This is a genomic window from Catonella morbi ATCC 51271 (genome assembly GCF_000160035.2).
Lineage (GTDB): Bacteria > Bacillota > Clostridia > Lachnospirales > Lachnospiraceae > Catonella > Catonella morbi.
Map to the genome: position 1 here is coordinate 627389 of NZ_KI535366.1, position 25415 is coordinate 652803.

At 37.7% G+C, this 25415-nt stretch carries 25 protein-coding genes and 1 tRNA gene; 3 read left to right on the forward strand and 23 right to left on the reverse strand.

Going from position 1 to position 25415, the window contains the following annotated elements:
• Positions 1 to 392 precede the first annotated feature (392 nt).
• The 3 genes from lysS to GCWU000282_RS02780 all read right to left on the reverse strand — a co-directional run bounded on the left by lysS (position 393) and on the right by GCWU000282_RS02780 (position 2948).
• Positions 393 to 2303, reverse strand: coding sequence for a lysine--tRNA ligase (lysS, locus tag GCWU000282_RS02770; RefSeq protein ID WP_023353476.1), 1911 nt, complete (start codon positions 2301 to 2303; stop codon positions 393 to 395).
• A gap of 18 nt (positions 2304 to 2321) precedes the next feature.
• Positions 2322 to 2792, reverse strand: coding sequence for a transcription elongation factor GreA (greA, locus tag GCWU000282_RS02775; RefSeq protein WP_035039104.1), 471 nt, complete (start codon positions 2790 to 2792; stop codon positions 2322 to 2324).
• An 85-nt stretch (positions 2793 to 2877) separates the two neighbouring features.
• Positions 2878 to 2948 (reverse strand) — tRNA-Gln (locus tag GCWU000282_RS02780).
• Positions 2949 to 3195: 247 nt separating this feature from the next.
• Here GCWU000282_RS02780 and GCWU000282_RS02785 point away from each other — a divergent pair.
• Positions 3196 to 3708 (forward strand): hypothetical protein, encoded by a 513-nt coding sequence (locus GCWU000282_RS02785; protein WP_023353478.1) that lies wholly within the window; start codon positions 3196 to 3198, stop codon positions 3706 to 3708.
• A 45-nt stretch (positions 3709 to 3753) separates the two neighbouring features.
• Positions 3754 to 4836: a tryptophan--tRNA ligase gene (gene trpS, locus GCWU000282_RS02790; RefSeq protein WP_023353479.1), complete on the forward strand. Its 1083-nt coding sequence runs from the start codon at positions 3754 to 3756 to the stop codon at positions 4834 to 4836.
• A gap of 183 nt (positions 4837 to 5019) precedes the next feature.
• Here trpS and GCWU000282_RS15725 read toward each other — a convergent pair whose 3' ends face one another.
• From GCWU000282_RS15725 to GCWU000282_RS02825, 7 genes are all read right to left on the reverse strand, one after another.
• Positions 5020 to 6327: a threonine/serine exporter family protein gene (locus tag GCWU000282_RS15725; RefSeq protein WP_169730260.1), complete on the reverse strand. Its 1308-nt coding sequence runs from the start codon at positions 6325 to 6327 to the stop codon at positions 5020 to 5022.
• The gene (locus GCWU000282_RS02800; RefSeq protein ID WP_023353481.1) at positions 6311 to 7153 is read right to left on the reverse strand and encodes a tRNA 2-thiocytidine biosynthesis TtcA family protein; all 843 of its coding nucleotides are present in this window, start codon (positions 7151 to 7153) and stop codon (positions 6311 to 6313) included. Before GCWU000282_RS02800 ends, GCWU000282_RS15725 begins: the two co-directional genes overlap by 17 nt.
• Before the next feature lie 16 nt (positions 7154 to 7169).
• On the reverse strand, positions 7170 to 7649 hold the full coding sequence (locus GCWU000282_RS02805) for an S-ribosylhomocysteine lyase (RefSeq protein WP_023353482.1): 480 nt from the start codon (positions 7647 to 7649) through the stop codon (positions 7170 to 7172).
• A 201-nt stretch (positions 7650 to 7850) separates the two neighbouring features.
• Positions 7851 to 8690: a hypothetical protein gene (locus GCWU000282_RS02810; RefSeq protein ID WP_023353483.1), complete on the reverse strand. Its 840-nt coding sequence runs from the start codon at positions 8688 to 8690 to the stop codon at positions 7851 to 7853.
• Between the two features lie 106 nt (positions 8691 to 8796).
• Complete coding sequence (gene fliB / locus GCWU000282_RS02815; protein ID WP_023353484.1) at positions 8797 to 9927, reverse strand: flagellin lysine-N-methylase; 1131 nt, start codon at positions 9925 to 9927, stop codon at positions 8797 to 8799.
• Between the two features lie 18 nt (positions 9928 to 9945).
• Positions 9946 to 11373 (reverse strand): aspartate ammonia-lyase, encoded by a 1428-nt coding sequence (locus GCWU000282_RS02820; RefSeq protein WP_023353485.1) that lies wholly within the window; start codon positions 11371 to 11373, stop codon positions 9946 to 9948.
• Positions 11374 to 11699: 326 nt separating this feature from the next.
• Positions 11700 to 12281, reverse strand: a complete 582-nt coding sequence (locus GCWU000282_RS02825; RefSeq protein WP_035039107.1) for a hypothetical protein — start codon at positions 12279 to 12281, stop codon at positions 11700 to 11702.
• 105 nt (positions 12282 to 12386) lie between these two features.
• On the opposite strand from GCWU000282_RS02825, the gene GCWU000282_RS02830 reads away from it, so the two are divergent.
• The gene (locus GCWU000282_RS02830) at positions 12387 to 13055 is read left to right on the forward strand and encodes a Crp/Fnr family transcriptional regulator (RefSeq protein ID WP_023353487.1); all 669 of its coding nucleotides are present in this window, start codon (positions 12387 to 12389) and stop codon (positions 13053 to 13055) included.
• Here the strand turns inward: GCWU000282_RS02830 and GCWU000282_RS02835 are convergent.
• The 13 genes from GCWU000282_RS02835 to recD2 all read right to left on the reverse strand — a co-directional run bounded on the left by GCWU000282_RS02835 (position 13033) and on the right by recD2 (position 25371).
• Entirely contained in the window at positions 13033 to 14544 is a 1512-nt protein-coding gene (locus GCWU000282_RS02835; RefSeq protein ID WP_023353488.1) for a DUF438 domain-containing protein, read from the reverse strand. The genes GCWU000282_RS02830 and GCWU000282_RS02835 overlap by 23 nt on opposite strands.
• 102 nt (positions 14545 to 14646) lie before the next feature.
• Complete coding sequence (locus GCWU000282_RS02840) at positions 14647 to 16296, reverse strand: hypothetical protein (protein ID WP_156913105.1); 1650 nt, start codon at positions 16294 to 16296, stop codon at positions 14647 to 14649.
• Positions 16297 to 16558: 262 nt separating this feature from the next.
• Positions 16559 to 17287 (reverse strand): TraX family protein, encoded by a 729-nt coding sequence (locus GCWU000282_RS02845; RefSeq protein WP_023353490.1) that lies wholly within the window; start codon positions 17285 to 17287, stop codon positions 16559 to 16561.
• 237 nt (positions 17288 to 17524) lie between these two features.
• A complete protein-coding gene (rpsI, locus tag GCWU000282_RS02850; protein WP_023353491.1) occupies positions 17525 to 17917 on the reverse strand; it encodes a 30S ribosomal protein S9 in 393 nt (130 codons plus the stop codon).
• Positions 17918 to 17941: 24 nt separating this feature from the next.
• Positions 17942 to 18382, reverse strand: coding sequence for a 50S ribosomal protein L13 (gene rplM / locus GCWU000282_RS02855; RefSeq protein WP_023353492.1), 441 nt, complete (start codon positions 18380 to 18382; stop codon positions 17942 to 17944).
• 172 nt (positions 18383 to 18554) lie between these two features.
• Entirely contained in the window at positions 18555 to 19064 is a 510-nt protein-coding gene (locus GCWU000282_RS02860; RefSeq protein ID WP_023353493.1) for a shikimate kinase, read from the reverse strand.
• Positions 19061 to 19822, reverse strand: a complete 762-nt coding sequence (gene aroD / locus GCWU000282_RS02865) for a type I 3-dehydroquinate dehydratase (protein ID WP_023353494.1) — start codon at positions 19820 to 19822, stop codon at positions 19061 to 19063. The genes GCWU000282_RS02860 and aroD overlap by 4 nt, the downstream gene beginning before the upstream one ends.
• 18 nt (positions 19823 to 19840) lie before the next feature.
• Positions 19841 to 20701 (reverse strand): shikimate dehydrogenase, encoded by an 861-nt coding sequence (gene aroE / locus GCWU000282_RS02870; protein ID WP_035039113.1) that lies wholly within the window; start codon positions 20699 to 20701, stop codon positions 19841 to 19843.
• Position 20702: 1 nt separating this feature from the next.
• Entirely contained in the window at positions 20703 to 21218 is a 516-nt protein-coding gene (locus tag GCWU000282_RS02875) for a YqeG family HAD IIIA-type phosphatase (RefSeq protein ID WP_023353496.1), read from the reverse strand.
• On the reverse strand, positions 21215 to 21478 hold the full coding sequence (locus tag GCWU000282_RS02880) for a barstar family protein (RefSeq protein WP_035039116.1): 264 nt from the start codon (positions 21476 to 21478) through the stop codon (positions 21215 to 21217). The genes GCWU000282_RS02875 and GCWU000282_RS02880 overlap by 4 nt, the downstream gene beginning before the upstream one ends.
• A 79-nt stretch (positions 21479 to 21557) precedes the next feature.
• Positions 21558 to 22409, reverse strand: coding sequence for a CvfB family protein (locus GCWU000282_RS02885; protein WP_023353498.1), 852 nt, complete (start codon positions 22407 to 22409; stop codon positions 21558 to 21560).
• Positions 22410 to 22421: 12 nt separating this feature from the next.
• Positions 22422 to 23153, reverse strand: coding sequence for an acyl-[acyl-carrier-protein] thioesterase (locus GCWU000282_RS02890; protein ID WP_023353499.1), 732 nt, complete (start codon positions 23151 to 23153; stop codon positions 22422 to 22424).
• Complete coding sequence (recD2, locus tag GCWU000282_RS02895; protein WP_207637272.1) at positions 23140 to 25371, reverse strand: SF1B family DNA helicase RecD2; 2232 nt, start codon at positions 25369 to 25371, stop codon at positions 23140 to 23142. The genes GCWU000282_RS02890 and recD2 overlap by 14 nt, the downstream gene beginning before the upstream one ends.
• Positions 25372 to 25415 lie beyond the last annotated feature (44 nt).

Consider the following 25415-nt stretch of genomic DNA (forward strand, 5'->3'; position numbering starts at 1 on the left):
TATACACGATTTCTGCTTCCTAATACCACTGGAACATCTTTCTGAGCCTTCTTGATTCCACACGTCCTTCCTTTCACCCTGCTACGTTGCAATAGTCGCCGTTCTCTAAATCTATAAATTTCCACCTTCTGAATTTATTGGGTCACTTATCAGGCCACTTATTGGGTCATCTGGGTCAAAAGAAGTACTCGCTGAACACAAAAAAGGAGCCACTCCTCTTAAAATTTCTTTTAAGAAAAGCAACTCCTTTTGGAGCAGTCTTACGACTATCATATTTATACAAAAAGCTAACACAAAGTAAGCTTAGAAAGGATTTTGTTGTCAGTTTATTGCAAGCAGGCTTTTGTTACAGCCATTTTCATTCAATTTTGCTACAGAAGTCTCGCGTCCGATTAGTACAACTTCGCCCCCGCAGGTATCCTGTTATCCACCATAAGAAGGTTAAGTCTCTCCTCGCCTTCTTCACTATGTATAGCTGAAAGAAGCATACCGCAGGACTCAATTCCCATCATAGCTCTTGGTGGAAGATTTGTGATAGCTATAAGAGTCTTTCCAACCAGTTCCTCAGGCTCATAATATGCGTGAATTCCGGATAGAATAGTCCTATCTGTGCCTGTACCATCATCAAGAGTAAACTGTAACAGCTTCTTGCTCTTTGGCACTGCCACGCAGTCTTTTACCTTAACAGCTCTGAAATCAGACTTACTGAAAGTCTCAAAATCTATTGTATCGGCAAAAAACGGTTCTATTTCAACCTTAGAGAAATCAATCTTCTCGACCGGTTTTGTCTCTGTATTTACAGTTGAAGAGGTCTTCTTGTCAGGGTTAAGACTCTTAAGTGTAGGGAATAAGAGTACATCCCTGATTGAAGCTGAATCGGTGAGGAGCATTACAAGTCTGTCTATACCATAACCAATACCGCCTGTAGGAGGCATGCCGTACTCAAGGGCTGTAAGGAAATCCTCGTCTGTATGGTTTGCTTCTTCATCACCTGCAGCAGCAAGAGCATCCTGAGCAGCAAAACGCTCTCTCTGGTCGATAGGATCGTTAAGCTCTGAATAAGCGTTACACATTTCCCAGGTATTTATGAAAAGCTCAAAACGTTCTACTCTATCCTCTGCTCCCGGCTTTTTCTTGGTAAGCGGAGAAATCTCAACAGGGTGATCCATAACAAATGTAGGCTGTACCATCTTCTCCTCACAGAATTCCTCGAAGAAAAGGTTAATGATATCGCCTCTCTTATGGTGAGGCTCAAAAGCTATATTTTTTTCTTTTGCTATAGCCTTAGCTGCTTCATCTGTAGTTATTTCACTGAAGTCTACGCCTGAATAATCTTTAACTGCATCAAGCATAGTTATACGCTTAAATGGCTTGCTGAAATCAAGCTCTATTCCGTTGTAAGATATAACAGCACTTCCGCAAACCTTCTCAGCAAGATATCTGAACATCTCCTCAGTAAGATCCATCATTCCGTTATAGTCTGTATAAGCCTGATAAAGCTCCATAAGTGTAAATTCAGGGTTATGTCTGGTATCTACACCTTCATTTCTAAATACTCGGCCAATCTCAAATACTCTTTCAAAACCGCCGACTATAAGGCGCTTTAAATAAAGCTCAAGAGAAATTCTAAGCTTTCTTTCTTCATCAAGAGCATTGTAATGTGTGAAAAACGGTCTTGCCGCAGCTCCGCCTGCATTTTCAACAAGAAGTGGAGTCTCTACTTCCATAAAGTCTTTTTCTGCAAGGAAAGAACGAATTTCTTTAAGTATCTGCGACCTTTTCTCAAATGTATTTCTTACATCCTGATTCATAATAAGGTCAAGGTATCTCTGACGGTATCTTGCCTCTGTATCCTTAAGTCCGTGATACTTTTCAGGAAGCGGCCTGAGACTCTTGCTAAGTAAGGTAACTTCTTCCGCATGTACTGAAATTTCACCGGTCTTTGTTTTAAATACAAAGCCCTTAACTCCGATTACATCGCCCACATCATATTTCTTAAAATCCGCATAAGCCTCTTCACCGATAGAGTCTCTTGCTACATAGCACTGCATGCTTCCGTATCTGTCGGATAAGTTACAAAAGCTTGCCTTACCCATAATACGCTTAAACATCATTCTGCCTGCTATAGTTACCTGTTTATTCTCAAAATTTTCAAAATCATTTCTTATATCTACAGAATGATTTGTAACATCAAATTTAGTTGTTATAAAAGGATCTTTTCCCGCCTCTTTAAGAGTCGCAAGCTTTTCCTTACGAATTTCAACCTGTTCATTAGTGTCAAGTGTCTGATTTTCCTGTGCCACTATTTTTCTCCTTACCTATTACTTATGTATCTTAATTACCTTATACTGAAGTGTTCCTGCAGGTGTTTCAACTTCTACTATATCACCTTCTTTAGCTCCTTTAAGCGCTCTTCCTACAGGTGACTCATTGGAAATCTTACCTTCAAGGCTGTTTGCCTCTGTAGCACCGACAAGCTTATAAACTATCTCTTCATCATATTCCATATCAAGAAGAGTAAATGTTGAGCCAAGATTAACAGTACCTTTTTCAGCATCCTCCTCTAAGAATACTTCTGCATTCTTAAGTATTTTCTCTATTTCTTCAATTCTTGCCTCTATATCGCGCTGCTCGTCTTTTGCTGCATCATATTCTGCATTTTCTGAAAGATCTCCCTGCTCGCGAGCCTCTTTAATCTTTTCCGCTATCTCACGTCTACGGTTTACTTTAAGATGCTCCAGCTCTTTTTCAAGCTCCTGAAGTCCTTCATAAGTCATTACATTCTTGGTCATAATACCCCCTACTTTACCCAAACTTAGGTTTAGCTTTATATGTGAACTAACAAAAAAGCACTCCATATGAGTGCTTTCATTGTAACTGGGCTAAAAGGATTCGAACCTTTGATGACGGAGTCAGAGTCCGTTGCCTTACCGCTTGGCGATAGCCCATCAACAACGATAAGAAGTATAGCACAGTCTTATAAAATATTCAAGTACTTTTTAAAATTTTTTTATTTTCGTAATTTTCTGATTATTTAGAATTTATGCTTCCTTATATTACGGTAAATTTGTTAACCATAACTTATAGGCATCCTTTTAAATCAGCTAAAACTTTATTAAGGTATAGAAAGTATTAGTTATTTTTGATATACTATGTATTATAAAAAAAATTTACCTTATTAATAGGAGGTTTAGAATGTTACATTCATTTCAGACTTATACAAATGATATACTTACCATAAATCCGTTCAAGATTAATGAAGAGCCTGCCCTGCTTACCTGCGGTGAAGAAGGTCATGTCAATACTATGACTATATCTTGGGGAGGAATGGGAGTAATATGGAATAAAGATGTTGGCTTTGTCTTTGTAAGGGGAAGCAGATATACAAAGGAATTTCTTGATAAATACGATACTTTTTCAGTAACTCATTTTGCACCTGATAAAGCTACCGGACTTATGCTCAAATATATAGGAAGCATTTCAGGCAGAAATGAGGATAAGATTAATAATGCAAAATTCCATGTATCTTATCACAACGGCACTCCTTACATTGATGAGGGGCGTGATATCGTAATTATGAAAAAGCTTTCTGTTACCAAAATCAATCCTGAGGATTTTATCGATCCGACTATTGATGAAAGATTCTACGGCGACAAAGACTATCATTATATGTACATAGGTGAAGTTATCCAGCTTATGTCCAGATAGTAAAAGCTTAGATTATATATAACTAATGAAAGAAGGAAATTTAAAATGTCTAAAATTATTTTAACCGGTGACAGACCAACCGGAAAGCTCCACTTAGGTCACTATGTAGGCTCTCTTAAAAGAAGGGTTGAATTACAAAATTCCGGTGAGTTTGATGAAATATATATTATGATTGCTGATGCACAGGCACTTACTGACAATGCTGAAAATCCTGAGAAGGTAAGACAGAACATTATAGAAGTGGCTCTTGACTATCTCTCTGTTGGGCTTGATCCGGAGAAATGCACTCTTTTTATTCAGTCTCAGATACCTGAACTTTGTGAACTTTCTTTCTATTATATGGATTTGGTTACAGTTTCAAGATTACAGAGAAACCCTACCGTAAAGTCTGAAATTCAAATGAGAAACTTTGAAACCAGCATACCTGTAGGCTTCTTTACCTATCCTATCAGTCAGGCTGCTGATATTACAGCGTTTAAGGCTACACACGTACCTGTAGGCGAAGACCAGGAGCCTATGATAGAGCAGACTCGTGAAATAGTAAGAAAATTCAATTCTACATACAATGAAGCTCTTGTTGAGCCAAATATTATGCTCCCCGACAATGAAGCCTGCAAACGTCTTCCGGGAACTGACGGTAAGGCTAAGATGAGTAAGTCTCTCGGAAACTGCATCTATCTTTCAGATAGTGCAGAGGATGTGAAAACTAAGATTATGAGTATGTATACAGATCCTGACCACATAAAAGTAAGTGATCCCGGTAAAATAGAAGGAAATACAGTATTTACCTACCTTGATGCCTTTGTAAAGCCTGACAGCTTTACTAAATATCTTCCTGAGTATGAAAACCTTGATGCTCTTAAAGCTCATTATCAGGCAGGCGGACTTGGTGATGTTAAGGTTAAGCGTTTCTTAAATGCAGTACTTGAAGAAGAGCTTGAACCAATCAGAGCCAGAAGAAAAGAATATGAAAAAGACATTCCTGCTGTATATGAGATTCTTAAAAAAGGCAGTGAAAAGGCTGAAAGAGTAGCTGCAAACACTCTTGCAGATGTAAAATCAGCTATGAAAATCAATTACTTTGATGATGTAGAACTTATAAAAGAACAATCTGAAAGATTTAAATAAGACTAAGTTTACGCAAAAACTGATAAATGTCCAGACTCGCTCCGGCATCCGCTTCGCTACGCCTAATGCGCTCGCTTAGGCATTATCAGTTTTTGCTGTTATCTTAAATATCATATACTTAAGATTTATCAATAAGCTTTTTAGTTATCAGCCCCTAATGATAAATGTCTAGGCGAGCATAATTTATGCCTGCATCCCCAATCTTTTTCTTCTTCTTTTTCTCATACTTTTAATCACAGAATTTGCAATAAGCATACCGAGTGCGAGGGCGAGGGCTATCGAAAGAGTTTCTACTCCAAGTTTTCCAAAATCCCCCCATTCCTTTGTGACTGCAAATCGCATAGTCCTGTAAAGCATTCCTCCCGGTACAAGGGGCATAATTGCCGATACCAGAAATACGGTTGATGGTGCTTTTTCAGTTACAGCCATAATTTCAGCATAAATATTAATTACTAAAGCAGCCACAAAATACTTCATAGGCTCAGAAAACATAAAACATCCTGCTATAAGGTAAGCCGCCCAGCCTATGAGTCCGCCAAAGCCGGCTGCCACAAGTCTTTTGGCTCTTATATTAAACGTACAGGCATATCCTATGGAGCCAAAAAATGAAGTAACAAGCGCAGTAATAATCGTTATCCAGGCAGGCCATTCCCGCACAGTTGAAACTACTACGCTTGAAAAAATTTCTTCATAAAATTTAGAAGATGCTGAAAAGCCTACCGCTATCATAATTGCAATCAAGGTAGCTTCTATAAATCTGATTCCTCCGGTAATTGTATCTCCGCCGAACATATCCCTTAGTGAATTGGTAAGCATAATTCCCGGAATAAGCAGCATTACATCGCCTATACTTACCTTTCCCACAGAATCAGCAAGTCCTGCCCTTACTGCCATAATTGCAAGAAAGCCTCCTAACAATGATGAAGCTACGATAGGGATGAACTTATTAATCTCTATTTTTCTCGCAAATTCATCAATATACTTAAATATAATTGCAATAAAAGATGAAACCAGCGCATCCTTTATACTTCCTCCAAAGAAAAGGGTGAAGGTAAAGGCTATTAACATGAAAAATAATATCTGAGTGTGGAATGAATAGTATTTTTCTGCCATCAGCTCCGAAAATCTCTTTCTACCATCTTCTATACTCAGTTTCTTATCACATATTTCCCTTGAAAGTTCATTCATTTTTTCAAGCCTGTCCATATTGTAGGCAAATTTATCCACTCTCCTGGTCTGTGTTACAGATCCGTATTCATCATAGTACACAGTCACTATCAGGCTTGTAGTTATTGACAATGCCTCCGTTCTTACCGCACCGAAACTCTTACAGATTCGTCTTACACTGTATTCTGTTCTTGCAACTTCAGCTCCCGATATGACCATTTGCTCAGCAATATCAAGTACCAAAGCAAGCCTTTCTTCCCATTCATGCCTCTTACTGCCGGGATCATTATTATTTTCTGCATTTATTTTATTTAATTTCATCATATCCATCCAAAAAACTATGTTTCTTTCCGCCGTATTTATAAGCTATTACAGTTTCAAGATTCACGTGCGACATGCTGTTAAATATATTTGTAGCTACACTTGGATTCACCTTTGACATTTCTTTAACAAGTTCCTTCATTTCAGCCCGTTTTGAGGTACCCTCATCTCCAAGTTTCTCCTGTTCTTCCGTGAAACGGCAGGCACATCTTAGGAATCTGAGATTATTATACTTAACCCAGGCTCTTATATACTCCTCCCTTACCATGTATAAAGGGCGGATTAGTTCCATTCCTTCAAAATTCTGACTGTGCAACTTAGGCATCATTGTTTCATACTTTCCCGCATAAAACATTCCCATAAGCACAGTTTCTATGGCATCATCAAAATGATGACCAAGTGCTATTTTATTGCATCCGAGTTCTTTCGCCTTACTGTAAAGATGGCCTCTTCGCATCCTTGCACAAAGGTAACAAGGGCTTTTCTCTATATCCACAACTACGTCAAATATTTCACTGTGAAATATTTCAACAGGTATTTCAAGCAGTTTAGCATTTTCTTCAATAAGTTTACTGTTTTCGGAATTATAGCCGGGATCCATAACTATGAATTTAAGTTCATATTCAAATTTTCTGTGTCGTTTAAGCTCCTGCATAAGCTTTGCAAGTAAAAATGAGTCCTTTCCGCCTGAAATACAGACAGCAATTCTGTCTCCCTCTTTAATTAATTCATATTCTTTAACTGCTTTTACAAAATTTGTCCAAATCTCTTTATGATACTTCTTTACTATACTTCTCTCTATCTCTTTTACTCTGTCTAATTCCTTCATATACACCTTTTCTAAGTTATTCTACATAGTGCATATGGGCTTCATCTATGCACTCTAAAGTATTTTTCAGATATCTGTCAGCAAGCCATTTTGCCATAGGAAGATTCTGGTCTAAATAGTTGCCACATTCTATAGGACTGGCTCCCGGAATATCTCCTTCAAAATCCCTTGCAAATCTAAACATTTCAATTAAAAGCGGAATTATATCCTTAGACTCCAGGTCTCCCGCCATAATAAGGTAACATCCCGTCCTGCATCCCATCGGGCCAAAATATATGATACCGTCTTTATAATCTTCATGATTTCTTAAAAAAGTTGCGCAAATATGCTCCAAAGTATGAAGTTCGGCTGTATTCATAACCGGCTCTTTATTTGGAGTTGTCATCCTTAAGTCAAATGTTGTCAGTATTTCAGTACCTACCATATCTTTTCTGGATACATACACTCCCGGTTCAAGCACTAAATGATTCACTGTAAAGCTTGCTATTTTATCCATAATCTCTCCTTTTATCTAAATTCATTTTCAAAAATATTCGTATCCATTAGTATACGAAAAGCTGCTGCAATATGCAACAGCTTTTCTGAAAGCGTTTCCAGTTTTTAATTACAAACCATTTACTTTCAGTGCATATAAAAAAGTTGCGGTTTAACCCTTTTACACATCATTAAAATGTAAATAATCTGTTAATTCTTTGCATTAGCTCTTAGAAATTGACTGAACTCCTTTTATAGCCTGATCCGGCTGCTTCTGTACCGAATTAGCTGTAGACGCAGCCTGTGCTACCGCCTGAGAAGTAAGCTCGGATGAAGCCTGAGCCGCCATAGCCTGTTCATTGGTTACTCCCTTGGACTTGTAGTAATCCTCAAAAAGCTTATTAGCCGCTTCTAAGGTTTTTTTACTAATCTCAGGAAGATCCTTGCCCCAAGCCTTTGTAGCCTCTTTATAGCCCTTTTCCATTGCAGCCTGCATAGCCTTCATCTTGTCTACATCATCTCCTGCAAGAGCTGAAGCATAGTCAAACATTCTCTTAGATGTCTGTTCCACTCCCCAATAACCCTTTTCGGAGATTTCTTCCTGAGCCTGTTTCTTAGCAGCTTCACTTACAGTAAAGTCACCCTTTGCAAGCTTTTTCCAGATATCATCCATATTGCCGTTCGCAATGGCCGCCTTCTCGCCCTGACCTGAAATAGTCTTTGTAACAAGATCCAAGAATTGCTTCTGTCTTGCTTCAACTTCTTCCTTCAGTGCCTTAACAAGAGCAGCTCTGTCTTCCTTACTCATCTTATTGATTTTGTAAGGTTCCTTTTTACTGTCTGTAGGTTGAGCTTTCTCATAAACTGCTGCCTTGTTAGTCTCCTTAGTCTTTGCAGTAGCAGCCACTTTACTTGTAGACTTTGGATCCAGTGTAGTGTTCTGCTCACTCGGCGACTTGGCTGTTATGGCAGAACCTGCTGATTCTTTAGCCTTCTGGACTATCTTCTCAGCAGTCTCTACCGGTTTCTGGATGGGACTAATGCCCGGAATAATACTACTCATTTTGTTCTCCTTTCCTTGAACATATTCGCAAATCCTTTTGCTTCTTAGGAAATACTGATAGTTACAATACTCCCTATCATATATATCGGCAAAAAGTCAAAAATAATTAACAACAAACCATACTATTTATTACATTCCGGAGATTCTCCGTTTCAAACTTCTCGGAGAACAAAAACTCTTCCATAAGATAAGCAATATTGCCCTCCGAATGTTCTACTTCTTTAGAATACGATTTGGCCACCATCATCATATCGTGAGCATCAAACTTGCCGGACTTTTTATATCTTAAAGCTGCCAATCCTCTTATAGTAAAGAAACCTAAAAATGCAAATTTAGCTCTGGAAATCACATCACAGTCGTATACCGCCTTGGTGAAATATCTGAAAACAAAGTATACCATGATATTTTCATACCATATATCAAGCATTTTAATATCCTGTCTGCATTTTTCAAATCTTCTCATTACCTCTTCATTCAAATCGGATTTAAACTCGGAGAAATCCTTTTCCCATTCTTCACCCAGCAGATAAAGCCCCTCAAGCAGATAACAGACTTCTTCCAAAAATTCAGCAATATCTGCCTTTGAAGAGTCTGTATTAACAACAGGCAGAGTCTCAAGTACTTTTATTAAATTTGTGCCTTCTTCGCCTTCATTAATAACTTCCTGTGCCTCTGACACAAAAGACAAAAACTCTTTTATTCTGTCATATATATCCTTTGACCTGTTCTGCAAAATAGCTATGCTTTTATCCCTTATATACTCAATTTCTTCTACAAATAAAGGAACACATTCTTCAGATATTTCTTCATCAGGAATTTCTTTTTCCACAAATTTAATCTTGTCTTCTCTGCCAAAGATGAGCCTGCCTACGACTTCACAGGATAAGGCCATACTTTTTTCTTTAGTATTATTATATTCTACAGTAAATCTCGGATACTCGGTACATACCTTACAAAGAGATTTTTCTCCAAGATTGATATATATTTCACAGAGATTTTTTTCATTTAAGAACGGACACCTGTTTCCGTTTAGCCGAAAAGTATTGCACTCATCAGTCTCGTCTGAGCCATCAACCATGGACTCGCGAAGTTTTTTTCCAAATTCTCCCTCTACTTTTTTGTAAGCTTCATAGGATTCCTCGTCTATATCCAATTCCCAGCCAATACAACAGCTATCCGTACAATTTCCGCCTATACATTTGAATTTATCAAAATAATCCGGTACTCTTAGTTTCATTTATCTCCTTTATTCCGGTTAAACCTTAATGCTTTTAGCCTTTAAAGAAATCGGTTCAGTCATATTAACCGGATCAAGGATACTGTCAACTTCTTCGGCGGTAAGAATTTTCTCCTCAAGTATAAGGTCTTTAACTGACTTATTGGACTGAAGTGCCTTCTTTGCAAGTTCTGCCGATTTCTTGTAACCAAGATACGGACAAAGGGCAGTAACTACCCCTACGCTGTGGTCTACAAGCTCCTGGCAACGGGCTTCATTAGCCGTAATTCCTGTTACGCAGTTATCTACAAAGGTTTGAACCGCACTTGCAAGTATGTCTATTGACTCAAACAGGCAATAAAAAACAACCGGTTCAAACGCATTTAACTCAAGCTGTCCTCCCTCTGCCGCCATGGTTATAGTCATATCATTTCCTATTACCTTAAAGGCAACCTGATTTACAACCTCAGGAATTACAGGGTTTACCTTACCCGGCATAATGGATGAACCATTCTGCTTTGCGGGAAGGTTAATTTCATTAAAACCCGCACGAGGTCCTGATGACATAAGCCTTAAATCATTGGCCATCTTTGAGAGTGTAACCGCACAGGCCTTAATTGTACCTGATACAGATACAAATGAATCTATGTTTTGAGTTGCATCTATAAGGTCACCCGCCTGCTCAAACTTGATTCCCGAAACCTCAGAAAGCACGGGCGTTATTATTTCCATATAACCTTTATCCGCATTAATTCCCGTCCCGATAGCCGTTCCGCCCATATTTACCAAACGCATCTCTTCTTTTGCATTTTCCATGCGGTTTATATCACGCATTACCGCTACGGAATAAGCCTTAAATTCCTGTCCGAGCCTAATTGGAACCGCATCCTGCATCTGTGTTCTTCCCATTTTGATAATATGGTCAAACTCCATCGCCTTATTACAAAGAGCGGTATGCAGTCTTAAAAGTTCGTTCTTTAACCTGTCTAACAGACGTAAAGTAGTCATTTTACCTGCTGTCGGTATGACATCATTGGTTGACTGTCCATAATTAACATGATCATTGGGATGAACAAAAGAATAATCACCCTTCTTTCCGCCAAGCAGTTCTATTGCTCTGTTTGCAATAACTTCATTGGCATTCATATTAATAGAAGTTCCCGCTCCTCCCTGGATAGGATCTACTATAAAATCCTTCCAGTAATTCCCCTGTGTTACTTCATCACAGGCTTTTATTATTGAATCCGCAATTTCATCACTTAAAAGACCTACTCTGTGATTGGATATTGCCGCAGCCTTTTTTATAAATGCAAGACTTCTTATAAGTTCAGGATGCATTTTAAGGCCTGTAATATGAAAGTTTTCTGCAGCCCTTAAAGACTGCACCCCATAATAAGCGTTCTCAGGCACCTTTTTTTCACCTATGGAGTCACTTTCCGTCCTAAGTACAGCTTGTTCTTCTATCATTTTCCTGTCTCCTTATAAAATGATGTGAGTATCAAAAGTATTTGACACCCATTGATACAGGATTGCTACAGCTTCGCTTCCCGCAATCCTTGCACAAATATTCGTAATCCGCTCATTTTTTTGCAAAAAATGGCTACTTACTCATATTTTTTGCGTGTCAAAAGATAATAAATTCTCTTGCAAGCAAGCTTGCATCGAATTTTTATACTTTTGACACTTGTATCATAAAATAAAATGGTAAAGAATCTACACCCTCTACCATTCTAGTCTCTTTTAATAAATTATTCAATAATGCTTTGTAAATTTAACATAATTCTACCCGATAATTATCTTCTGCGAATAGTGTAATGATACAAATCACTTGCTTCCACCACATAGTCAAGTTCCGCAAGCATTCCATCCATTACCGCCTTACGTAGTTTATAGTAATCTGCAACATCTCCGCCGATCCAATACTGCCCATGAATATCCTGATCCATTTCCCATGAAAGCTGATTCTCACTTTTATCAGTAACGATATTGATGTGATCACAAGGCATACCGTTTACAAAAAAATCTTCAAAATGCCTGTAAATTTCAGTTACATCAGCTTTTGAACCAGGTAAATTTTCCTTTCCAAAATCAAAGGCTATACTTTCCAATTCCTCTAAATTTATTCCCTGCTTTTTAATCTCAATAACTAATGATGCAAAACGGCTTTCAGCATCTATTATCTGCTCCTGAAGCCATCCATGAATATTGCTTTCATCAATAGCTGTTTCCAAATCCGGAAGTTCTTTAGTATAAGAATCAGTATCTGTAATCCAATCCTTTTCTTTAGCCTTTGCAGCAATTACAGATGTCAGCCTCTCCTGATTTCCAATCTTATTATATAACCAATAGTGAATAGGACCTAAAAATAAACTCATATCTTTGTCTCCCTTCGACATTTTATTTGATTCTTGACTTAATCTTTATATTCTACTATAATTCAATAAAAAATTATGTTGTTATAACAACTAAAAGGTGGATATATGAATAATTTTTTTCTCTCCAATACTCCTCTTTTTCATGGAGTAAAAGAAAACGAAATTGAAGGACTTCTCTCCTGCCTTGGCGCAAGAGAAAAGTCCTATAAAAAAAATGAGATAATTTTCAGAGCCGGAAGTGTGGTGCATGAAATCGGGCTGGTAGAATCCGGCAGTGTAAATATCGTGGTTAATTTTTACTGGGGAAACAGCAATATCTTCGGCCATGTAGAAAAGGGAATGATATTTGCCGAAAACTATGCTGCCATCCCCGGCAGGGAATTAATCTGTGATGTAGTTGCTGCCGAGCCCTGCGAAGTTCTTTTTTTGGACTTAACCAAACTCCTTACTACCTGCAGCCACGGCTGCGTATTTCATCAAAGGCTGATACATAACCTTCTTCGCATATCAGCTCAGAAAAGCTTAAATCTTTCTACCAGAATGATGCATACCGCTCCGAAATCCATGCGTGACAAACTGCTGTCCTACCTGTCTGAGCAGGCTATGGTCAACGGTAACTCTCATTTCACCATTCCTTTCGACCGCCAGCAGCTTGCTGACTACTTAGGGGTGGACCGCAGTGCCCTTTCAAATGAACTTAGTAAAATGCAGAAAGACGGGCTTATTTCATTTAAGAAAAATGAATTTACCCTTACTTCTGAAAATGCTCTTTAGCAAATTCCATATCTTGGACTACTTCTGTAGTGCCAAGATATTTTCCTGACTTATCCCTGACTGCCATATAGGTTACAAGCATTGTACGGCCGCCTTTATCCATCCAAATCTGTACACTGTCTCTCTTACCGCTCTTAAAATCATCTAAAATAGAGCGAACCATAGGCTCTATTTTAGGCGGATGGCAGGAATACACATCTCTGTCAATCGCCATCCCCGGGCGTTTAAATACCTTAGGGCCTTCATTGAAGAAACGATTGATATCATTTTCATCTATAAAAGTAATCTCCACCGGAATTGTATTTAAGAGAGCTGTAAGCTGAGGCACCGTCATATGTCCTCCGGGCATTACTATCTCATTTTCTGAGCCGGCTTTCACTTCTGTTTTAACATTTTCAGCTTCTTCCCACTGAGCATTTTCAACACCGAAGCATAGAGCATAATCCTTTGAATCTTGGTAAATACCAAACCATTCATCTTCCGTGAAATTCACCGCACAAATCGGGAAGAGAATGTTCTGCTCTTTGTATATCATCTCCTCTGCACGTTTAAGTACAGCGTCTGTCTGATTATTCCACTCTTCATTTCTTTCGGTTATTTTAGCAAGTTTTCCCAGTTCATCACGAATCTCATCATCTACTGTCCACATAACGGCTGAAGGTCCCGAAACCCCATATTTTACCTTAAGATGAGGATATAATAAATCCCCCTTCTTCGCATAGTGGATTGAAATATCACGAATCTTAGTAAAGGTTTCTTCAGCCCTTGTAGTCTTATATTCTTCCAAAAGAGCTGTAAGAGCTTCATTTTCCTTTGTAAATGTATAGAGCGGATGACCTGTAATTTTTACAAGCTCTGCCGCACGCTCATGTTTATCTGAGTAATCTTTCTTAGGAAATGAATCACGCTTTGCAAGTTCGGCTGCTATTTTCTCCTTCATAAGAGAAGCTTCTACAGCTTTTTCAGCATTGGCAATCTTCTCTTCTTTGGTCGCTCCATGAAAAAGCGCTGAATGAATGTCACAAAGCTTCTGAATTTCTGTAATCGGAGTTCCTTCTTTTATAAGTTCCTGCTCTGCTCTCATAATTTCAGAAGCCTCTACAGAAGCAAAATTCTTGACAAAGTCCGCTCTTACTGCCTCAAGATCTTCACCTTTTCCAAGTCTCTTAAGATAATCTTTCAACTGCTCTGTACGTGTCTTAGGCTTTTCTTCATTTGATACAGGCTGTTCAGCTTCCGCTTTTCCTGCCATAACAGGCATTTCACCTGTAAGTTCAAAACCATGCGCCATAAATGCAGCTATTATATCAGGCATCGGAATACCCTTAACCATAGCTCCCTTAGGGATAGTCATAATCTTTCCCATCGAATTTCTCAGTTCTTCTTTTACTATTTCCGTGAAACCAAGTTCTACCATTATGTCTTTTATTTCAGGGTATTCATTGGTTAATTCAAATACTGTTTTACTAAAATCTATTTTCTTTGACATTGTATCTTCCTCCTACTTGTGATTTTATATGCTAAGAATAATATAATCTGCAGGAAGAGTATGTTGTTTTAACAACGAATAATTAAAAATCATTCTCAAATATTAATCCGCTCCAAAAGCCGTAAAATATATTGTCATAACAAAACTGAGTAAGGCAAACCAGGTAATAAGACAAAGCGGAAATGAAAATAGTGCAAAGAATATGTCTTTTACAACCTCTTCTGCATTGACTTCTTTTTTTTCTTTATAGCGTTTCTTTTTCCCTTTCTCATCTATGAAATATACCCAAGGATCTGAGTAAAGAGCCTGAATTCCGAATTTTATAAAATATACCGGTATAGTAGGCACTGCAATGCAAAACCAGATTCCTGAACCCGCAAGATAAAGCCTTTCAAAATCAAATCCGTTTATAACCAGGGCAATAATTACCGGTAGGAAAAGAACCAAAAGGGCTTTCATAATCATAGTAAATATTCTCGGAAAAGATTTGAAAACCAAGGTGACAACCTTCTCTTTACCTCCTAATATCAACTTAAATACCGGTTCTTCTATCTTACGCTTAATTATGTCTTCTCTAAGAACCAGTTTTTCTCCTTCTCTTTTATAAGTCTGCTCACCCGAAGTGAAGATAGCTCTATAATGTTTTATACTGAACCAGTTGTTTCCGTCACTCTCAAACATAGCAAAAAATATAAGAAGATAAATCAGTCCCAACATTCCGGTTATAGCCAGTGCAGAATTTGAATCTCCGCTTCCTAAAGTAACAGCAGTATAAAGCCCCGCACAGGTTATGATAAAGGTCAAAAGTCCCCCAATCCACCATGGATATGCTACATATTTTGATTCTTTTTCGGCACGTACACTAATTTTCCCGGTTTGTCCGTTTATTGCAACAATGCTTTTTTTATCTGAAATATAGTACACAGGAAGAAGTACAGGTATATTTACCACCTTATCTACCTTAGAGTGTATTGTAAGGCTTTTTGTCCCCCAGATTTTCGCCATTCCTCCCCTGTAATTCTCGGAAGTTTCATTATCAAGTCTATTATCAATCTCTTTTTCGTCTATATCGGAAATCTTTATACGTTGTCCTGCAACATAAGAAAAATCAAATTCCTGAAGATTATCAAGATTAAATGGCTCCATGCAGTCTAAAACTCTGTTATCCATCTGCGAAGAGCAGTTAACAAATTCATCATTTAAATATCCGTCAGCTTGAAAATAACCGGTTTCTCCGGCTCTGCTTACCTTACATCTCACAGGGCCTCTAACCATCTCATAAGGTAAATAATAGCCCTTTAAATCTTTTATTCGCTTCATCAAATATTTTGATTCAGGCTTATGTTTATTTTCGTTGCACCATTTTTTAAGAATATTTTCAGCTTCATCTTTTGTGACCGCAAACGGTATAATATTTTGAGGCATTTTTTCATCAAAGACATAGTCCTTTCGGACAAGACTTCGCCCACAAAATGTACAATTTGATACAGCTTCATCCTTTTCAAATACCAATGTAGCTCCACAGCCTGTACAGGATGTGGTGGACATGGAATAGTCCTTAGCAGACTCTTTCAATCTTTTAAACTGATTATCCTGAAATTCCAGTTTGTCCTGACGCGCCTTTTCAATCTCTACCTTACCTCCGCAAGAGGCACACCTGTAAATCTGATGAACAATATCAAACTTTGCCGGTGAGCCGCAACTCGGACAAGAGATATTTAATATTTCTTTCCCCATACTCATTTTGTGCAATCTATGATTGCTTCCCCTTTCAAAGTTATACTTTAGTTTCAATACTGAGATTTTTGTATAATAATCTCATATATATGATGTGCGTGTCAAAAGATAATAAATTCTTTTGCAAGCAAGCTTGTACAGAATTTTTATACTTTTGATACTTGTGTCATATATATGTGCTGATTATATCATTTTTTAGTAAATTATACCACTGTTTATCAAAATACAAAAACACATAATCTAACTCTGATATCAAGCCGGATTATGTGTTTTAAAATCAAGAAACAAAGTATGCAATTATAGTCAATATCCATAAATGTGCCGGATAGAATACATAAAAGAAATATTTACTAAACTTGGTGTACGGTCCATGTTCTCCATTGTAAAGATATAGAAACGGAATTACCGTTATAAACATAAAATCAGAATTATAGGCAAGCATTTTCACCGTCGCTGTCACAGTATCATAAGGAACAAAGAATATAGCGCAAATAACCGCTGCAAGTACTATATATAAGATATTTCTGAGCTTCGCGTTTTTATAGGTATAATAGGTGATTATCATAAACGGAAGTATCAGATAGCCGCCTTCTCCAATTACAAAACCTACAACAAAATTCACTGCAACTACAATGTATCTGGTAGATTTAGTGTCTATATACTTCAATGCCGCCACTATAGTTACTCCGATTGCAAGCGTTAAGAAAATATTATTAGAAATCATAATCTGCTTTGAGGCAAATAAAAGTCCAAGTAAAATATTTCCCGAAAACATAATTGCTGCCGCCCCATATAAGCGGTATATATATTTTTTTATATCGTGGGTATATAGCACTCCTTCTACAGCTCCATAAGCAAACCAAACCGCCACACATCTGGTTAATATATGAAATATTCCGATTAAATCACCGGAAATCAGCCCGGGTACAAGGCTTAAATGGTCCGTTACCATAAGTAATGCCATAAATATTTTAATTTGAAATTGATTAAAGCCAAATTTTTTCATACATATTTACCTCCTCAAGCAATAAGATATTTTAGTTCATTTATAACCTGCTATATCATACCTAACTTTACAATTAAAATCAATAAGTTATCTTACTTTATTTTTATTACAAATTAGCACCTCACTTTGTTACTAGTGTGTTACCATCAAAGAGAAACGTCAAGAAACGCAGTCAAAGAAAAATCCCACAAACTCAAGATTTCTCTTGAATTTATGGGATGTAATTTTAATAATAAGTTATCGCTTGCTAAACTGTGGAGCTTTACGAGCTTTCTTAAGTCCGTATTTCTTTCTTTCCTTCATTCTTGAATCACGAGTAAGGAAACCTGCTTTCTTAAGAGATGGACGATAGTCTGCATCTGCCTCAAGAAGAGCTCTTGAAATACCATGACGAATAGCACCAGCCTGACCTGTAGTTCCACCACCATGAACTGTAACGAGAACATCAAACTTCTCAACAGTCTGTGTAAGTGCAAGTGGCTGACGAACTATAGTCTTTAATGTCTCAAGACTGAAATAATCATCTATATTTCTCTTATTTACTACAATCTTACCTGTTCCTGCTACAAGATATACTCTTGCAACACTGCTTTTTCTTCTTCCGGTTCCATAAAATTTAACAGTAGCCAATGTAATATCCTCCCTTCACTCTAATTAATATCTGCTCTTGATTTCATAAACTTCAGGCTTCTGAGCTGTCTGTGCATATTCAGCACCTGCATAAACGTGAAGCTTAGTAAGCATCTTATTACCAAGAGTTCCGTTTGGAAGCATGCCCTTTACTGCGTGAGTAATAGCATCTTCTGGCTTTGTATTAAGAGTTTCCCTAAGAGTTTTCTGCTTAAGTCCACCAACATAATCACTGTGACGATAGTAAATCTTCTGGTCAAGCTTCTTACCGCTTACCTTAATTCCCTTTGCATTAATAACGATTACATAATCACCGGTATCTACAAAAGGTGTATATTCAGGCTTTCTCTTACCTCTTAAAAGGTTTGCCACTTCTGTTGCAAGGCGTCCAAGTGTCTGTCCCTCAGCATCGATTACATACCACTTCTTCTCAACGCTGTTAGGGTTAGCCATAAATGTCTTCATGGTTATTCCTCCCAAAAATATTGTTAAAAGCACATTAAGGAGTATGTGCTGCTTCGTCTGTTATTATGTCAGAAAAAATATGTATCACCTTGACAGGATGTCCGGGCCTGTCTGAATAATAGCATAGTTATTCCGTCACAGCTATTTATTATACAGCTATACACACATCTTGTCAAGTAAAATCTTCCAAAATTTTGCCCACTATTTCACTTACCGAAAGACCGTCAGTGTCAATAGTTTTATCCGCAGCCATTTCATACAATTCTTTTCTGTCAGTCATTAACTGTTCTACCTTAACAAGCTTATCTTCGCCGATAAGAAGAGGTCTGGTCTTATCTCCTTCAAGCCTCTCCAATACTGTCTCAGGCTTAATTCTTAGATAAAATACCTTACCGAGCTGTTTTAAAAGCGGAATATTCGCCTGATTGATAATAATGCCGCCTCCGGTTGAAATTACCTTATTATCGGTACTTGCCAACAGGTTTTTAAGGGTTTCGTTTTCAAGCCTTCTAAAATATGCCTCTCCCTTATCTGCAAATATCTCACTTATTTTACAGCCCTCGTAAGCTTCTATAAGTTCATCGGTATCCACAAAGACCATATCGGTCTTTTCCTCCAACGACTTCCCTATCGTAGTCTTACCCGAACCCATAAAACCTATCAGCACTATGTTTTTCATCATAATACTTCATCCAGCTTAGTTAATATTTCTCTTACCTCTTCAATATCCATCTGTCCCGGAGCACTTGACCTTCCTATACTGGCAAAAGTAATGGATGAGCCTGTAAATCCTCCGAGAAGTCTTGTTACTCTTCCCATATTTCCCATAGCTATACTGATTATAGGCTTTGGATTAGGGCGGGTGTAAGTGAGAATAGTTGCTGTCATTATTCTCATTACATCTTTTTTCTTATGAGGCATGGTTGCAATCTTAAGAATATCAGCATTACAATTATCAATAACAGAAAGCCTGTAGACCAATTCAGCAGTATCGGGAGTGCCCTCATAATCATGATAAGAACCGATTACCTTCACATTTGTGAAACTATGGATTTCATCTATTATATCTCTTGCTTTTAACTTAAATGAAAATACTTCAACATCAATAAGGTCGATAATTCCTGCATTGGCAACAGAAAGAATCAAATCCTTGTATTTCTCGTTTTCAATTTCCTTACCGCCTTCAAGCAGGGTTCTGAATGTATAAATTATTGGCATTTCTCCGATAATTTCCCGCATTTCAGTCAAAATATCATTATGAAAATCCTCATCAAATTCGCCCTCAGTAAGACTGTCGGCTCTCCACTCAATGAGATCCGCCTTGCTTTCTACTGCCTTTTTTGCCGCTTCAAGCACCTCTGCTTTGCTTCTTCCCATTACAATGACACAGATTTTAGGTTTGCCCTCACCAATAGTTAAGTTTCTTACAGTTACGTCCATAGTCGGCTCTCCTTTCTTCTAAAAGAACTTGCTTCTTACTTCTTCAACCGGCATATCTTTCCCTGTATAAAGCTTAAAAGCATATACACCCTGCCACAACAACATCCCTTTTCCGTCTATACAGATACAACCTGCGTTACCGGCTTCTTTTAAAAGCCTGGTTTCTATCGGATTGTAGACCACATCGGCCACAACAAGATTTTTATGAAAAGCTGATATATCTTTAATCACAGATTCATTTTCAAGCGGTTTCATCCCGGCTACAGTGGCATTTACAAAAATATCAGCCTGCTTAATAGTTTCTGTATATTTAGTTTCATCTAAAATGTCATAGATGTTTATAACTGTATCCGGAACTTCTTTCTTAATTCTTTCTATGGTTTCAAGCATCCTCTTAAAAGATTCACTCTTTTTATTGAAAATGCATATTTCACGCGCACCGTCTAAGGCTAACTGTACTACAATTGATGTTGCAGCACCTCCCGCTCCGGTAACCACAATCTTTTTATTTTTTACGGTAATATTATGAGCTTCGAGGTTCTTTACAAAACCCGTTCCGTCTGTATTATAGCCTATCAACCTGCCGTTCTCATTAACTACCGTATTTACCGCACCTATAAGTCTTGCCTCAGGAGACAATTCATCTATATAAGACATTACATCATTTTTGCATGGCATTGTCAGGTTAAATCCGCGCATATTATAAAGCCTTGCAGCCGAAACAGCTTCTTTCAGCCCTTCTCTGCCCACATCTATCGCAACATATACATAGTCCAGTCCGAGTCTTTCAAAACTGTAATTATACATTGCCGGCGAACCTGAATGTTTCACCGGTGAACCAAACAAAGCAAGCAATCTTGTACGTCCCGTAATATTCATATCAGCCCTCTGATTTTCTTTCCTTTTCATAGGCATTTAATACAATCTTTTCAAGATATCTTTTTAAAACTATCTGTATCTCTTCTTTTTTATCAATCGGATTAAGCAAAATAGATACGATTCCTGCCTTTTTTGCTCCCCAGATATCTGTAAAAAGCTGATCTCCTATAAATACTGTCGTTTCTTTCTTTGTGCCCATCATCCGCATGGCTTTGATATAGTTTGCGGGATTTGGCTTCCCTGCCTTATAAATATAGAGAGAACGAATATTTACATTAAATCTTTTCACTCTCTCTAATTTATTATTTGACAGTAAAAATGTCTTGAATCCCATCTTTTTCAGTTCACCAAACAATTTTTCGATTCTTTCATCAGCGTCTGCACCATGGGGTACAAGGGTATTGTCGATATCAAATATCAACCCCCTTATACCTTTCTTATACAATCCGCTAAAATCAATCTCATAAATTGAATTTTTCCTTAAATCCGGATAAAATTTTCTAAAAGCTTTCATCATACCAGTTTAATGTTCTCGTTTGACTGCTCAGCCTGTTCAAAGGTATCTAAAATTTCCTGACCATATTCTCCCAGATTAATCTCAAGAAGGTCAACATCTTCAAAAGTAATCTCTGTTGAATCCTCTATTGAAAGCAAATACTCCAAAAGTGTGTCTGTGTCTGTAATACTATCTTCCTCAAGATTAAAAACTCCTTCAAGATATGAATGAGCCATAGCTTTTGTGGCCATTTCTCCGCAATCAATAACAATTTCTTCCATACTTACCGCTCTCCTTTTTAAATCAAAATACTTTGTATACATAATTTATGCCACAATCATGTATGCTTGTCAATAACTATTACACTAATCTTATTCCATCCTTTTCGATTACAATAACTCTCTCTTTATACAGCCTTCCGATTGCCCTCTTAAAAGCAGCTTTGCTCATATTAAATTCTTTTTTTATTTCCTCAGCATCACTCTTGTCCTGATAAGGCAGGTTTCCTCCTGCCGCCTTTAATTTCCGAAGTATCACCTCTGAGTCCGAATCCATCTGTACATAGGCTTTCTGTCTGAGTGAAAGGTCTAACTTTCCGTCTTCTTTTACCTCAAGTACCCTCGCCTCTATCTCATCTCCTGCCTTAAGTTCTTTATGAAGCTCCTTCTTTGGAACTAAAGCAGAGTATTTATTATCTACTGCCACATAGGCCCCAAACTGCTCATGTATCTGATAGACCGTTCCTTTTACCATATCATCCTTCCGGTAAGGAGGCAGTAGAGAAAGTCTTGAATACAAATCCATGGTTGCACAAAGTCTGTCACTTAAATCAACATACATTGTTACAAGGATATCATCTCCTGCTTTAATATCATAAATCTGTTCCTTAAAAGGTAAAAGCAAGTCCTTTGGAAGTCCCCAATCAAGGAAGGCTCCTATTTTTGTAACTTCCTTCACCTTTAATTTTTTTATTTCACCAACCTTGATAAGCGGTTCAATTTTGGTAGCTATCATCCTATCTTCCGAATCTTTATAGAGAAATACCTCTATTTCAGAGCCCGGCTTCATATCATCTGTCACCTGATTTTTAGGAAGCAGCACCTCATCTTTGACATCCCTGTTTTTGTTATCTTTTTTTTCTATATCCGTTAAATACAGGCCAAAGTCCGTCTTTTTAACCACCACCAACGTCTGTGTACAGCCTAATCTCATTTTCTTCCCTCTCTATCTGAATTCAAACTCAACTTTCGCAAAATTCTCTCCTGCTTCATTTTCCAAAGAAACAAATATTTTTTTATTTTCAGTATCAAAATAATAAACGGGTACCATTATCTCGTCTAGAACCGCAGCTTTTTTGTACTCAACCCTTATCTGCCTAAGGTCGTTTATTTCAAAGCTTTCAGGCATAAAATCAAGTGCTATTCTTACATATTCTCTGTTATTCATATGGTAATTTGAATCAAGATGTGACTCTTTTACCTTTAACCCTTCTGCTTTTATGATTTTTTCTGCATTCTCCGGTATAACTATCTTCCTGTCAGCCTTTTCCATAGGAAATTCTTCGTCTATTTCAAAGCCTGTGCCCTCTTCCTGCTCATATTTTACAGGCTTGCCCTTCTTCGTATCCACATAAAACCAGATAGAATTTGCGTAGGCACATACTTCTTTGGCTTCATTATACATAATGAAATTCCTAAGTCCGTAAAAGCCTTTAATCTCATAAGCCCTGGTCTCAACTTCTATTTCCTCATCTATCTTAGGCCTTGAATTAATTACAATCTGCCATGAACTTAGAAACCAGGCTCTATCCATCTTAATAAGTTTTTCCCTGTCAAGTCCCGCCTCATTTCCATGAAAGGTAGAGCAATCCTGAAAATAACTTATAAGATGTGGAATGGTAAGTTTACTGTCCTTTCCTGTTTCGCTGAATCTCACCTTACTTTTAAATGTATACATTGTCGGCTTCCTCCATTTCTATTATGCTGTCCACCAACCCCGAATTTCTTCTCATCTCGCTCTCATTTTGAATCATTTCATATACCGAACTTTCACTTCCTACGATTGTAACACATTTTCTTGCTCTTGTAACTGCTGTATATAAAAGATTTCTGTTAAGCAATGGCTTAGGCGCATTTAAAAGCGGAATTATAACAGCAGGATATTCGCTCCCCTGCGATTTATGTATGGTGACCGCATAGGCAAGGTCTAATTCCTCTAAGGTTGAGTTAGTATATTCTACAAGTTTTCCTTCATCAAATTCCACAGTAACGGTTCCCGCAAATTCATTTATATCCCTTATAATTCCACAATCTCCGTTAAAAACTCCCATACCTGTTTTAACCGTAATCCCTCTGGCTGTAACAATTTTCCACTCTATCTGATAATCATTTTTTATCTGCATCACCTTATCATTTACACGAAAAATCATTTCTCCCCATTGTTTCTCTTTTTTATCAAAAGACGGAGGATTAATGTACATTTGCAGGATTTTATTTAAATTTTCAACTCCCAATTCTCCCTTTCTTGAAGGAGTCAAAACCTGAATATCATACTTTGTGGCAGCTACATAAGGAGGCAGTTTTTCTGCAATCAGACTTACCAGGGCTCTTTGTATCTGCAAAGCATTATTCATTGAAAGCATAAAAAAATCCTTGCTTTTATTGTCTAACTTAATGCTCTTTCCTGCATTGATTTTATGTGCATTGGTTATAATATCGCTTTCCGCTGCCTGTCTGAATACTTCATTTAACTTTACCACATTGAATTTTTCGGAACTGATTATATCCTTAAGCACCTTCCCCGGTCCTACACTGGGAAGCTGGTTCACATCTCCTACCAAAATCAGCCTTGTGCCTACAGTTATAGCCTTAAGTAAGGAATACATAAGATAAATATCCACCATGGACATCTCATCTATAATTATAACATCAGCCTCAAGAGGATTGGCTTCATTTCTTTCAAAGCGCATGGAACCGCCCTCTTCCGGATCCCCGTTAAGCTCTAAAAGCCTATGTATGGTCTGCGCCTCCATGCCCGTTGTTTCAGTCATCCTCTTTGCTGCCCTGCCTGTAGGTGCTGCAAGCAGGATTTCCATATTCTGAGTTTCAAAAAGCTTGATTATAGCATTTATTGTAGTTGTCTTCCCCGTACCCGGCCCTCCCGTAATGATAACAAGTCCGCTCTCTACCGCTTCATACACAGCCTTTCTTTGTAAATCTTCAAGCTTTATTCCAACCTTTTCTTCAACCTCTTTTACCTTGGTTTCCATGACCTTAACATTATTTTCACTTTTGGCATTTAAGTCTAACAGCTTTCTTGCAACCGTAAGCTCCATATAATATAAATTGTTATTGTAAACCCTGCGTTCCCCATTAATCTCTTTTAGAACTATTTTTCTTTCTATAGTAAGTTCATAAATATCATTTTCAAATTCGGTCTCAGAAATTCCAAGCAGCCTCTTAGTTTCCTCCAACAAACTCTCAAAAGGAAGATAGGTATGTCCGTTCGATGCAGCTATACTTAATGTATATAAAATTCCTGCCTTCATTCTCATGGAAGATTCAGGTGGAAAACCCATTTTAATTGCAATTTCGTCTGCAGTCTTAAATCCCACTCCTGCAATATCATCCGCAAGCCTGTACGGATTTTCACGTACAACCTTCATAACTTTAATTCCATACTCTTTATATATCTTCATAGCAAGGGCATTGGAAACTCCGTACTGATTAAGAAAAAGCATGGCTGTTCTAAACTCTCTTTTTTCTTCAAACTGAGTGCCTATCTCTATGGCTTTTTTCTCAGTAATTCCCTTTATCTCAGCCAGTCTTTCAGGCTCATGCTCAATTATATTAAAGGTTTCATCCCCAAATTTCTTTACTATTTTGGCAGCCAAAGCCTGCCCGATGCCCTTTATAATGCCTGAACCAAGGTATTTCTCCATAGCCATTGAAGTCTCAGGTTCTTTTATCTCATAAGAGTTAACGCTGAACTGTATGCCATACTGTTTATGTTCTACATAATTTCCTTCTGCTATAATCCCGTCTCCCTCGGTTAAATCAGCAAAATATCCGGTACACATAACCTCATCGCCTTCTACGCTGAGGCTTGCAACCGTATAAGCATTCTCCTCATTTCTAAAAATGATTTTCTCCACATAACCATTAATAGTTTCTATTTCCAAAATACTATCTCCTATACTTAACAAGCCTGCATACAGTT

Bases quoted from the DNA above. Each gene is read 5' to 3' on its own strand.
- GCWU000282_RS02805 (WP_023353482.1), bottom strand. From the start codon at position 7,649: ATGGATAAAATAGCAAGCTTTACAGTGAATCATTTAGTGCTTGAACCG.
- GCWU000282_RS02820 (WP_023353485.1), bottom strand. From the start codon at position 11,373: ATGATAGAAGAACAAGCTGTACTTAGGACGGAAAGTGACTCCATAGGT.
- GCWU000282_RS02860 (WP_023353493.1), bottom strand. From the start codon at position 19,064: ATGATGAAAAACATAGTGCTGATAGGTTTTATGGGTTCGGGTAAGACT.
- greA (WP_035039104.1), bottom strand. From the start codon at position 2,792: ATGACCAAGAATGTAATGACTTATGAAGGACTTCAGGAGCTTGAAAAA.
- GCWU000282_RS02825 (WP_035039107.1), bottom strand. From the start codon at position 12,281: ATGAGTTTATTTTTAGGTCCTATTCACTATTGGTTATATAATAAGATT.
- GCWU000282_RS02810 (WP_023353483.1), bottom strand. From the start codon at position 8,690: ATGAGTAGTATTATTCCGGGCATTAGTCCCATCCAGAAACCGGTAGAG.
- GCWU000282_RS02800 (WP_023353481.1), bottom strand. From the start codon at position 7,153: ATGAAGGAATTAGACAGAGTAAAAGAGATAGAGAGAAGTATAGTAAAG.
- GCWU000282_RS02845 (WP_023353490.1), bottom strand. From the start codon at position 17,287: ATGAAAAAATTTGGCTTTAATCAATTTCAAATTAAAATATTTATGGCA.
- trpS (WP_023353479.1), top strand. From the start codon at position 3,754: ATGTCTAAAATTATTTTAACCGGTGACAGACCAACCGGAAAGCTCCAC.
- GCWU000282_RS02830 (WP_023353487.1), top strand. From the start codon at position 12,387: ATGAATAATTTTTTTCTCTCCAATACTCCTCTTTTTCATGGAGTAAAA.
- fliB (WP_023353484.1), bottom strand. From the start codon at position 9,927: ATGAAACTAAGAGTACCGGATTATTTTGATAAATTCAAATGTATAGGC.
- GCWU000282_RS02875 (WP_023353496.1), bottom strand. From the start codon at position 21,218: ATGATGAAAGCTTTTAGAAAATTTTATCCGGATTTAAGGAAAAATTCA.
- GCWU000282_RS02835 (WP_023353488.1), bottom strand. From the start codon at position 14,544: ATGTCAAAGAAAATAGATTTTAGTAAAACAGTATTTGAATTAACCAAT.
- aroE (WP_035039113.1), bottom strand. From the start codon at position 20,701: ATGAATATTACGGGACGTACAAGATTGCTTGCTTTGTTTGGTTCACCG.
- GCWU000282_RS02880 (WP_035039116.1), bottom strand. From the start codon at position 21,478: ATGGAAGAAATTGTTATTGATTGCGGAGAAATGGCCACAAAAGCTATG.
- GCWU000282_RS02885 (WP_023353498.1), bottom strand. From the start codon at position 22,409: ATGAGATTAGGCTGTACACAGACGTTGGTGGTGGTTAAAAAGACGGAC.
- GCWU000282_RS02890 (WP_023353499.1), bottom strand. From the start codon at position 23,153: ATGTATACATTTAAAAGTAAGGTGAGATTCAGCGAAACAGGAAAGGAC.
- rplM (WP_023353492.1), bottom strand. From the start codon at position 18,382: ATGAAGACATTTATGGCTAACCCTAACAGCGTTGAGAAGAAGTGGTAT.
- GCWU000282_RS02785 (WP_023353478.1), top strand. From the start codon at position 3,196: ATGTTACATTCATTTCAGACTTATACAAATGATATACTTACCATAAAT.
- GCWU000282_RS15725 (WP_169730260.1), bottom strand. From the start codon at position 6,327: ATGATGAAATTAAATAAAATAAATGCAGAAAATAATAATGATCCCGGC.
- aroD (WP_023353494.1), bottom strand. From the start codon at position 19,822: ATGGACGTAACTGTAAGAAACTTAACTATTGGTGAGGGCAAACCTAAA.